An 11,263-nucleotide genomic window follows, 5' to 3' on the forward strand; every position below is an offset into this window, starting at 1 on the left:
TAACTATAAAAACCTCAAATTAAAGAGAATTTAGTGTTCTTAATTCAATCGGTACTATAATTTTTGTAGGGATTGAATTAAGAACGCTTTTTTTAAGGTAACATTTATATTCTTGCTTGGGATGCTGCTATACCTTTTCACATTTTTAAAGTTTTAGTTTTTAATTAAGGTATATGCATTTAAGGAGGTGGCAATTAACAACCAGATAAAATAAGGGACTAAAAGCAACGACTTATATCCCGTTTCTGGCCAGTAATAAAATAAGAAGAATCCAATAACAATTGTAAGGGCTATAATAATAAATAGCGCCACTAAAACTTGATGGAAATAAAAGAAAGTAGGATTCCAAGCTATGTTAAGTATATAGTGAACAATTAGTGCTCCTATTAGTAAGTTTCTATTTTCGGCGGCCGGCCATAAATAAGCCAGATAGATACTAAAACATATCATTATTATAGTCCAAGATGCTCCAAATACCCAGCCTGGAGGCGTCCACGGTGCTTTATTAATTCCGTCATACCATTCAGATCGTGGGCCTTTACCCGCTAAAAAGCTGCCAAGACCGAGGGCTGAGAAATTTAAAATTAAAAATATTATAAGTCGATAAATCATTATTCTAGATTACATTAAATGTGAAAAATATTATATGCTGTTAAGGTAAATGAATAATTGGTAAAAGAATAATATCGACCAGAAATCTTTTTAATGCCATTTATATTATAACAGATAATAAAACCCCAACTATTTTTAATAGAATTTATGTTTTCATTACTTATTCACATAAACTTTCCAAATCAAGGTATATTATTTATTGGTTAAATTTCATTTTCAAGTTGCCTGGGGAAGGATGATGATTTTCACCCACAGGAAACTATAGTACCAATTAAATCAATAGAAATAAAGTACCTAAACTTTTACGGTTTAATAGGATTTGGGTTATCACAGCTCAATGATAGTGATAGATTATAATAGCATTAAGCATGGTTAATATTTACAGTTTAAAGAAATAATTATGCTACTCAATTTTAAATAGCCATAAAAATATAAAGGTTTTACAACTTTATTTAACCTCAAATGCCAGATAAAATCCAATTGATATTATTAATTTTAAACTTTTAATCCGTTACAAAATAAATCTTTTAATTCCTTCTTATGATTAATACAAGGCTAGAGAATCTGCGTCAACAAATGGTTAAGTATCAATTAGATGCAGTTATTATACCTTCAACAGATCCGCATCAATCAGAATATGTTGCGGAACATTGGAAAGTAAGAGAATATTTTACAGGATTTACGGGTTCAGCTGGTGTGTTAGTTTTAAATCAAAATGAAGCTGCACTTTGGACAGACTCACGTTATTTCCTTCAATTTGAAGATGAGTGTAAAGACTATAATTTAAACTTACATAAACAATCGATACCTCACGCTCCAGAACACGTACTATGGTTGTGTGATAGTTTAGACCAAGAAACGGTTATTGGGGTTGATTTTTTTCAATTTTCTAAAGCACAAATTGACTATATAAAAGAAGTCGCAAGTTCTAAAAGCATTAAACTTAAAAACATTCCAAATCTAGTAGATGAAATTTGGATTGATAGGCCCGCCTTGCCAAGTTTTCCAGTTGACATTCACCCATTAGAATACAGCGGAGAAACTACTGCTTCAAAAATTAAAAAAGTTCAAGATAAAATTGAAACAGCTAAAGCAGATTACTACTTATTTTCAAGTTTAGATGAAATTGCTTGGGTTTTTAATATCCGTTCTAAAGATGTAGATTTTACCCCTTTAGTAACTTCTTATGCGTTAGTAGGGCTAGAAAAAACAATTATTTTTTGTGATAGAAACAGGTTTTCCCCTTCAGCTATTGAAGCATTTTCAAAATTAAATATAGAAGTATTAGACTATGATTTAGCTATTTCTGAATTTCAGAAATTAGATTCAAATAAGAAAATCATCACAGATTTATCGTCTCTTAATTATGCAGTTTTTAACGCACTACAGAGTGAGTTTTTATTTCAAAACTCAATAGCAAGAGAATTGAAAGCTATTAAAAATGAAACAGAGATAAGCGGTTCCAAAAATTGTATGGTAAAGGATGGTGTTGCACTTACCAAGTTTTTCATTTGGTTGGAAAAAGAACTTGCATCACGAGAGATTTCTGAATATGAAATTGGAAAAAAACTAGAAAGTTTCAGGCAACAACAAGATTTATATACAGGTGAATCTTTTGCTGCTATTGTGGGTTATAAAGGAAACGGCGCAATTATACACTATACAGCACCAAAAGAAGGTTCTGCCATGGTGAAAAATGAAAATATTTTATTGGTAGATAGTGGCGCTCAATACAAAGATGGAACCACTGATATTACCAGAACTGTTTGGTTAGGAGGAAGCCCATCTGAAGAGTTAAAAACGGCCTACACATCCGTTTTAAAAGGATATATTGCACTTGAGCAATTACAATTTCCTAAAGCAACCGTAGGGATGCAAATTGATGCATTTGCAAGATTCCATCTTTGGCAACAAGGTTTAAACTATCCACACGGAACAGGTCATGGAATTGGTAGTTTTGGAATGGTACACGAACCACCACAAGGTTTTACAACAAATCCTGCAACGAGTAGCGGGAGAACAGCACATTTTCCAAATCAACTTACAACAATTGAACCTGGGTGTTATAAAAAAGGAGTGTTTGGAATTCGAATTGAAAACATAGTACTGTCTATAGCTAAACAAGAAACAGAATACGGAGAATTTATAGGATTCACGCCAGTTACGTTATGCCCGATAGACAGACAACTAATTGATAAGGCTTTACTAACCGCTACAGAAATTGAGTGGTATAACTCTTATCATATAACAGTGTTTGAACAACTATCTCCTATGTTGAATGCTAATGAAAAAGAGTGGTTAAAACGTATGTGTGAAGAATTATAATCCATCAAAATTTAACAAAAAAAATATAAAAGTCCTATCGAATTCAATTTCGAATTCAATTTCAAGCAATTGGGCTTAATATTTATTCCTTAAGCCAACTATCTATAATTTTATAAATTTGTTGTTGTTCTGAAACATCAAAACTTTTAATACGAGTTCTATGATCGCCTTGAGGGTTTACAAACTTAAATAACTCTCGTTTCTCAGCATTCTCCGACAACTCTACCGCTGTAGCACTCCAAGCGTCGTATTCGCCGTAAATAAATAGCATCTTTTCGGCCTTATTGTCTAAGAAGGCCTTTATGTTTTGCATTGGCTTAGGATCGAAAGGTTTTGAGATGTTTTCAGGGAAAGCCCAATCAAAAGTATATAGTTTATCGGTTTTTAAGTATTTTTCGAATGGGCTGGTTTCATAGGCATAAATTCCTTGTTGTGTTAAAGCAGCCCAAAAATAGGGTTGTAAATCTTCAACTGAACTTTCCTCAAAAAATCCGTAGCCTACAATATCAAATAAATGATCGTATATAGCCTCAACTGATGCTGTTTCTGTTGGAATATCATCAGTTTTTGTTCCCCATTGCCAGTGCGCAAAAGGGTATTCTAAAATTGAATATTCAAGAGCTTTCTCTACACCAAACTCCCAAGACATTGCTTTTTCAGCTGCTTTAGATTTTAATATTTCTAATAGAGCTTCTTTATTTTTGAAGCTTAATTCTTGGAAGTTTTTGATTTTTGTCCTGTCTTCTTCTGTTCCTACATTCCTTAAGAATTCAAATATCCTTTCGTCTTCTCTATCAAAATTTAAAGGACCAACGTAACAAACACAGCCGTCAACATTTTTTGGAAAATAATATCTATGTGCCATTACAGTTTGACAACCTTTTGAAATTCCTGTTGAAATAAATTTTGAATTTGGATATAAGGCATTTCTAATTGCATTGATGATAGCAGCTTGATCTTTAGCGGCGTTTTCAATTGATAGGGTATTCCAATCTATATCTTCAGGTCGAGAATTATTAAAATAACGATGTTCTATGGATATTTGATTGGCATTGTAATGAGTTGCTAATTCCCCTGCTTTTTCTGAACCAATTCCGTAGCCATTAAGTTCAACAATTACAGGTTGCATTGTATTTTCAAATCCTAAAAATACACGCTGTTTAAAGGTGCCTTTAGTTAAGTCGTTATGGTCTATTGGTTGTTCAAACCAAAGCTCATAATTTTCCTCAAAATGACTTACCACAGCTCTTTTTTCAATACTTACAACATTTTCTATAGAAGCTAATTTCTCAAAGTTTGAGACCTCTCTTAAAGTAGATTCAAGGCTTGTCGAGGTTTTACAACCTACAAATAGAAGAACAAAAATTAAAAAATAATGATAGCGAATTGATTTCATAATAAATTCAATTTTAAAGTTTTAATATCGTCAAGTTAGTGTTATTCAATAATTTCGTAATTAACACTTAGTTTTCGTAAGGCTCGTAATGCAGAACCTGAGTTTTTATCGTCAACATCAATTTCTACTGGGTCACCTTCTAATAATATATCTGTAAGTTCCTTAGCCAAGGACTCATTGTGCTTTGATATTTCTGAAATACATTGAGCTATCGCTCTTCTATCGGGGCGTTGCGCATCGCAAGATATTAAGTTTAATTTCATGAGTTTTCAAAGCATTAAATGTCAATAAAATATTATTCAACTTTACCTTTATTCAAAAGTATATCGTTGCTCTGCTGCTGAAGAAGCATTGAGCATTTGGTTAAATTTTCTAATTGTATTAAAATTACGAGTAATTTCTCCAGATACTGCTAGTCCTGAAATTCCAGTTTCTAGGATTGCGGTTACATCTTCTAAAGTAATTCCTCCCACACCAATTATAGGCGTTTCTGTATTTAAAACATCAATAATTGCTGTAAATCCATTTAATCCTAAAACTGGGGGTAGATTTTCCTTTGTTTCTGTAAGTCTAAAAGGTCCTAGACTAATATAATCTGCTTCTTTTTCAATTAATGTTTCGCAATCTTGTAAAGTGTTTGCAGTACCACCGATAAACTGCCAAGTATATAAATGTTTTCTAGCAATAGTAGGGCAGGTGTCAGATTTTCCTAGATGTACTCCGTCTGCTTTAATCTCTCTAGCGATTTTATAATGGTCGTTTATTATTAATCTGGTCTGAAAGTGAGCTGTAATATCTCTTGCCTCTTGGGCTAGTTTTAATAATTTTTTATCAGAAATATTCTTTAAACGCAACTGTACCAATTCTGCCCCAGAAGTACAGGCCTTCTGGATATTTTCCAAAAGCTCTTTAGGAGAATTCCCTTGAGATATATAATGTAATTTAGGTATCATAGCGTTTTTGTCAATATTTTATTAATCAAGATCGCCTTGTCTCTTTTTGAAGATCTCTGTTCTTTTTTCTCTGTTCTTTTTTCTCTACTCTCTTCTCGCGACTATTTATTTTCAAGAAATCTCAATCTTTTTAGCAAACTCCATAAAGTGTGCTTCAAAGCGTTTTAGCATTGGGTGTATTTTCTCTGTATACAATACATATTGACACCTTTTGATAGTTTGAGTAACGGCCATGATTGCGGTATAATCAGCTTTTTGAGCAAGAAATTCAGCATCATCAATACTTAATATCTTTAACTGAGAAGAACTAACTCCATTGGTTAAAAACAATTTATTTAATGTTTTAGGCGTAGAAATTAAAATATCTACACCCATAAAGATTTCAGATTTTTGAATATCAATATGAAGCTCTTCGTATCCAACGTAAACTCTTATTTCTTTGTGTTGTGTATATGCTTCAAAAGCTTCGAACATTTCCAATGCTTTTTCTTTGTTTTCTACCAAAACTATTGCTCTAGGAGCATCTCCCACGGGTTCAAATTTTAATTTCTGTAAAGTTGTTAGAATAAGTGTTGTTGTTTTTCCACTTCCTTTAGGAGCCGAGCAATAAACATTAGCACCACTTTTAATAACGGGAATGCTTTTTGTCTGAAATGGAGTAGGAGTAATTATTTCAAACTTTTCTAACTTCTCTTTTATTTCAGGGTTTAGTTTTTTAAAGGGCATAGGAAATAAAGACATGATAAATAGTTGAGATTTTACAATGCAACAAATATACTACCTAATGCCGAGTTATATTAAATCAGATGGGATAACTTAATTATTATGACTATTGTTTTTAATACTTCCATTGCAGTCTGATTATTTAGTTGATTTTTTGAGAATTAAGATAAAAAACTATTAAAAATTAAAAATGTATTTTTGCCAAAAATATAATTATATGAAGTTCTACCCCACGCTTATAGTGATGCTAATTTTTACAACAACTACTTTTTCCCAAGTAGGAATTGGTACAGTTACTCCAAAGAGTGACTTACATATTTCAAAATCATCTGTGGACGGAGGAAGTATTCAAATAGATGGAGGAATTAGATTAGGTGGAAGAAGTACAGCTGTAGGGAGTAAAGGTAAAACAGGGCAAGTATTGATGAGTGGTGGACCGACGGGGAGTGCTAAATGGGTCACTTTAGGTAAAACAGAAGGTTATACAACAAATTGCGGTGTTCCAAATAGTATTGCAACGATAAATATCACATTACCGGATGGAAGTAATGGAAATGAGGTAAATGTTACTAGTTTTCAAATGGCCACAGCCTTGAGTTCACTACCAGAAGGAGGGATAGTTTTGATTAGAACTACTACGTCAAATATTTACAACAATGTTAATACACGATTAACAATTCAACTTCCAACAGCAAACTCTGTTTTAAACAAACCCTTTGTAATTGCCTTTGACGGTCCAGTTAATTTTAATAATTCAATAAAACATAACAAAACAATTGAAATACTTGTGAAGGCAACTGAAACCAATTCATTTGTTTATGAATTAGGTACAGTTTCAACAAATAGAAAATTTTTTATAAATAAGTTTCCAGACAATAACAATTTAGATTACAAAATTTCTGAACTTGAAAATAATTCAGGTGAAACTCAACCTATATTATTAATGAATTCTTATACCATAACTGCCATTGATAATAAAACATGGTCTTTTACCAATAGAGATTGTTATATTCAGAATCCTAAATCTTAATTACAGGTAATAATACCTCCCAAACATTTTCAGCCAAAATCTTATGTCCTTCAGCTGTAGGGTGGATTCCATCGGCTTGATTTAGGTGTTTTACACCACCTACATTTTCTAAAATAAAAGGAATGAAAGCAATGTTATTCTCAGAAGCCAAATCAGAAAATATGGCTTTAAATTGGGTGGTGTATTCCGCTCCCATATTGGGTGGCATTTGCATTCCTGCCAAAACGATTTTTATTTCAGGATTCTTTGCTCTTACTGCATCTATAATTGCTTGTAAATTAGCTTTAGTTTCTGTTATTGGAAGACCACGCAGTCCATCGTTGGCTCCGAGTTCTAATACAAAAACATCAATATCTTGATTTAAAATCCAATCGATTCTACTCTTACCGCCGGCAGAAGTTTCTCCGCTTACACCAGAATTCACAACTTGATAATTTAGATCTAACGAATCTAATTTCTTCTGAATAATTCCTGGGAATGCGTCATTTGTATCATCTAAACCGTACCCAGCGGTAATACTATCGCCAAAAAACATAATGGTTTTGCTAGATGTTTTTTCTGTAGTTTCAGTTTCAGTAGTATTGTTTTCGGTTGAATCTGTTGTGGCCTCAGTTTTTTTATCATTCCCACAGGAAATCATTACAAATGCCAGAAGGATATAACAAAACTTTAAGAGGTTTCGAGACTTGTAAAGGCTTGTATTTAAAAGGCTTTGTGTAATTTTGGACTTCGGCATATTGTTGCAGATAATTATAAAATTGAAATGACAAAGATATTAAAGATTAACGGGCTAGAAAAGACTTATACAAGTGGCTCAAAACAATTAACAGTCCTTCAAAAAGTTTCCTTTGAAGTTGAAAAAGGACAAACATTTTCAATTGTTGGACCTTCTGGAAGTGGAAAAACCACCTTATTAGGATTATGTGCAGGCTTAGACACTCCTAACTCAGGAACAGTGGAATTATGTGGTTATGATTTAAGTACGCTGAATGAAGATGAACGAGCACAATTGCGAAACAAACAAGTAGGCTTTATTTTCCAAGATTTTCAATTATTGCCAACCTTAACTGCGCTTGAAAACGTAAGTGTACCATTAGAGTTACAAGGTGCCAAGAATGCCGCAAGTAAAGCGAAAGAATTATTAGAAAAAGTAGGTTTGGGAAAACGTGTCAATCATTATCCCTCACAACTATCAGGTGGGGAGCAGCAACGAGTAGCAGTAGCAAGAGCATTTTCCAACAATCCTTCTATTTTATTTGCCGATGAGCCTACTGGGAATTTAGATGAAGAAACTGGTGAAAAAGTAATTCAATTACTATTTAACCTCAATGAAGAAGCAGGGACTACGCTTGTTATAATTACGCACGATTTAGACTTAGCCGCAAGAACGCAACAAATTTTAAAACTGAAAGGCGGACAAATTTTAACCAATGAAAAAACAGCGGTAATTTGAAAAAGTCAACTTTAAAATCAAATAGTAATCCTGCTTGGCTATTTAAAATGGCTTGGCGTGATGCTAAAGCAAGTAGGGCGCGGTTGCTACTATTTATGGCTTCCATTGTTTTAGGAATTGCCGCAGTGGTTTCAATACAGTTATTTAGTCACACCCTTACCGATAATATTCAAAGACAATCGAAATCCTTGATGGGAGCCGATTTTCGTATCGATATAAATGAAGCTCCATCCGAGCGGGCACAGGAAATTATAGATTCTCTTCAACCAGACGCTTCGGAAGTAAGTTTTGTATCCATGGTCGCATTCCCTAAGAACGATGGCACAAAATTAGTTCGTGTGCGTGGCTTGCAGGGTGATTTTCCTTTTTACGGAAAACTTGAAACAGAGCCGGTTACAGCTTCTACTTTATATAAAACTTCAGGTGGCGCATTAGTAGATGCTACCTTAATGTTGCAGTACAACCTTCAGGCTGGTGACTCTATTAAAATAGGAGAAATAACCTTGCCTATAGCTGGTGCATTAAACGCAATTCCGGGTAATACGGCAGTCTCGAGTTCTGTAGCGCCATTAGTAATTATTCCTTATCGATTTATAGAAGCAACGAAATTGTTGCAATTTGGAAGTCGTAAACGTTATGAATTCTTCTATAATCAACCCGACACCGATTTAGTTTTATTGGAAGAGCAATTGCAACCAATACTAGAAGAAGAAAATGCCGACTTAGACACTCATATTAGTACTAGCAGTAGATTAGGGAGGCGTTATGATAATGTAGGTTCGTTTTTAAATCTTACTGCATTTATTGCACTCTTGTTAGGTTGTGTAGGGATTGCTAGCTCAGTTAACATTTATATTAAGGAAAAAATAAAAGCAATTGCCGTTTTAAAATGTTTGGGAGCCTCTAGAAAACAGAGCTTTTTAATTTTCTTGATTCAGATTGCCGGAATAGGATTATTAGCAGGAATTTTTGGTACAGCAATAGGAGTAGGGCTACAAGAGCTTTTCCCTATTGTTTTAAAAGAGTTTTTACCTTTCGATTTAACAATTAGTATTTCTGCCCAACCAATAGTTATGGGCGTGCTGCTGGGCGTAATAATGTCAGTTTTATTCGCTTTTTTACCGTTATTGCGTACTTGGTATGTTTCACCATTGGAAGTATTACGAGTTAATGGGGATACTTCAAAACAATCTAGAAAGGCAAGTATCGTAGCCATTGCGGTGATTGTTTTATTCTTATATATTTTTTCTTATTGGTTGCTTAGCGATTGGATATTTGCATTGGCCTTTGTCGGCGGAATCATGATAGCCTTTGGAATCCTCTCAGGGATAGCCTTAGGCACAATGAAATTGGTAAGAACCTTTTTCCCTAAAAGCGCAGGCTTTACTACTAGACAAAGCTTACTGAATTTATTTCGTCCCAATAATCAAACTGTAGTACTATTGATGGCTATTGGCTTAGGAACTTTTTTAATAAGTACATTATATTTTACAAAAGATATTCTGCTAGATAAGGCTGAAATTGGTCAAACATCAGAAAGTGCAAACCTAATAACCCTAGATGTGCAACCAGACCAAGTAGGGGACGTGGTTAAGACTTTTAAAGCAAATGGTTTAAAAGTAATCAATAATATTCCGCTGGTTACTATGCGAATGCACAGTATAAAAAATGAACTGGTAAACGACCTTCGCACCGATAGTACAGCCCAAATAAGAGGTTGGGTTTTAAATCATGAATTTAGAACCACCTACCGAAATAATTTAATCGATTCTGAAGAAATTGTAAAAGGGGAGTGGGTGCCTTTACAGAAACCTGGGGAGATAGTTCAAATTTCCATTTCTGAAAATCTTGCTGAGGATGCTAATGTAACTATTGGAGATTCAATTGTTTTTAATGTACAAGGTGTTTTAATGGAAACCGTCGTAAAAAGCATACGCAAGGTGGATTGGGCAAATCTGCAACCTAATTTTACCATCCTTTTTCCAAGTGGTGTCCTAGAGGACGCCCCCCAGTTTTATGTTTTATCTACCAACGCACCAACTGAAACCAGTTCTGCTAAATTGCAACGAGATTTAGTAAGTAAGTTTCCAAATGTATCCGTTATAGATTTACGGCAGATGTTTACTGTAGTAAAAGATATTCTTAACAAGGTGTCTTGGATAATTAATTTCATGGCATTTTTTAGTATTCTTACGGGGATTATTGTTCTAATAGGATCCGTGCGCACCAGTAAATATCAACGAATAAAAGAAAGTGTTTTATTGAGAACCTTAGGAGCAAAAAACAAACAGATTTTAACCATTACCGCTCTAGAATATTTATTTCTAGGTATTTTAGGTAGTCTTTTAGGGATTCTTTTGGCACTGATTAGCAGCTTGCTTTTAGCCGTATTTGTATTTCAAGAAACCTTTACTCCTTCGCTAATCCCATTTTTAGTTTTCTTACCTGGAATTTCATTTTTAGTTTTAGTGATTGGTTTAAGCAACATTCGAGAGGTTTTAAGAAGTTCACCTTTAGAAGTGCTAAGAAAGAGTGGGTAAAATAGATGTTAGTTTTCAGAGGTATTATGGTAGAGAGAAGTTTGCGGCCTTATGGTTAAATATCACAGCTGAGACGAAATAGGTAAAAAAAATATTTAATTAACTTAATTAAATAAGGCTTGTAAGCTTAGTTTTTTTAAAGAGCCTTCTTCGTTTTCTTACACCAATAAACAACGATATAAATTTGATAAGTAAGCCGTAGGAATCGCAGCTTGGTTTTCTCTATGGCTT

Annotated in this window: 10 protein-coding genes; 4 read left to right on the plus strand and 6 right to left on the minus strand. The window is 33.7% G+C overall.

Going from position 1 to position 11,263, the window contains the following annotated elements:
- Window positions 1–153: 153 nt before the first annotated feature.
- Window positions 154–612, minus strand: coding sequence for a TspO/MBR family protein (locus RT250_RS07065; RefSeq protein WP_313113431.1), 459 nt, complete (start codon window positions 610–612; stop codon window positions 154–156).
- 540 nt (window positions 613–1,152) lie between these two features.
- On the opposite strand from RT250_RS07065, the gene RT250_RS07070 reads away from it, so the two are divergent.
- The gene (locus tag RT250_RS07070; RefSeq protein WP_313113433.1) at window positions 1,153–2,937 is read left to right on the plus strand and encodes an aminopeptidase P family protein; all 1,785 of its coding nucleotides are present in this window, start codon (window positions 1,153–1,155) and stop codon (window positions 2,935–2,937) included.
- Window positions 2,938–3,019: 82 nt separating this feature from the next.
- On the opposite strand, the gene RT250_RS07075 is transcribed toward RT250_RS07070, so the two are convergent.
- The 4 genes from RT250_RS07075 to RT250_RS07090 all read right to left on the minus strand — a co-directional run bounded on the left by RT250_RS07075 (window position 3,020) and on the right by RT250_RS07090 (window position 6,027).
- Window positions 3,020–4,333, minus strand: a complete 1,314-nt coding sequence (locus RT250_RS07075; RefSeq protein ID WP_313113435.1) for a S28 family serine protease — start codon at window positions 4,331–4,333, stop codon at window positions 3,020–3,022.
- A gap of 41 nt (window positions 4,334–4,374) precedes the next feature.
- Window positions 4,375–4,596 (minus strand): hypothetical protein, encoded by a 222-nt coding sequence (locus RT250_RS07080; protein WP_313113436.1) that lies wholly within the window; start codon window positions 4,594–4,596, stop codon window positions 4,375–4,377.
- A gap of 48 nt (window positions 4,597–4,644) precedes the next feature.
- Window positions 4,645–5,286, minus strand: a complete 642-nt coding sequence (thiE, locus tag RT250_RS07085; protein WP_313113437.1) for a thiamine phosphate synthase — start codon at window positions 5,284–5,286, stop codon at window positions 4,645–4,647.
- Between the two features lie 111 nt (window positions 5,287–5,397).
- A complete protein-coding gene (locus RT250_RS07090; protein ID WP_306785637.1) occupies window positions 5,398–6,027 on the minus strand; it encodes a DEAD/DEAH box helicase in 630 nt (209 codons plus the stop codon).
- A 199-nt stretch (window positions 6,028–6,226) separates the two neighbouring features.
- On the opposite strand from RT250_RS07090, the gene RT250_RS07095 reads away from it, so the two are divergent.
- Window positions 6,227–7,039, plus strand: a complete 813-nt coding sequence (locus tag RT250_RS07095) for a hypothetical protein (RefSeq protein ID WP_139854639.1) — start codon at window positions 6,227–6,229, stop codon at window positions 7,037–7,039.
- Here the strand turns inward: RT250_RS07095 and RT250_RS07100 are convergent.
- Window positions 7,029–7,775: an arylesterase gene (locus tag RT250_RS07100; RefSeq protein ID WP_139854640.1), complete on the minus strand. Its 747-nt coding sequence runs from the start codon at window positions 7,773–7,775 to the stop codon at window positions 7,029–7,031. The genes RT250_RS07095 and RT250_RS07100 overlap by 11 nt on opposite strands.
- A 27-nt stretch (window positions 7,776–7,802) precedes the next feature.
- Between RT250_RS07100 and RT250_RS07105 the strand changes: the two genes are divergently transcribed.
- Both RT250_RS07105 and RT250_RS07110 read left to right on the plus strand, forming a co-directional pair.
- Entirely contained in the window at window positions 7,803–8,492 is a 690-nt protein-coding gene (locus tag RT250_RS07105; protein WP_313113443.1) for an ABC transporter ATP-binding protein, read from the plus strand.
- A gap of 47 nt (window positions 8,493–8,539) precedes the next feature.
- Window positions 8,540–11,032 (plus strand): ABC transporter permease, encoded by a 2,493-nt coding sequence (locus RT250_RS07110; protein WP_313113907.1) that lies wholly within the window; start codon window positions 8,540–8,542, stop codon window positions 11,030–11,032.
- The last annotated feature ends 231 nt before the right edge of the window (window positions 11,033–11,263 follow it).

The sequence above is a fragment of the Aequorivita sediminis genome (assembly GCF_032080575.2).
Lineage (GTDB): Bacteria > Bacteroidota > Bacteroidia > Flavobacteriales > Flavobacteriaceae > Aequorivita > Aequorivita sediminis.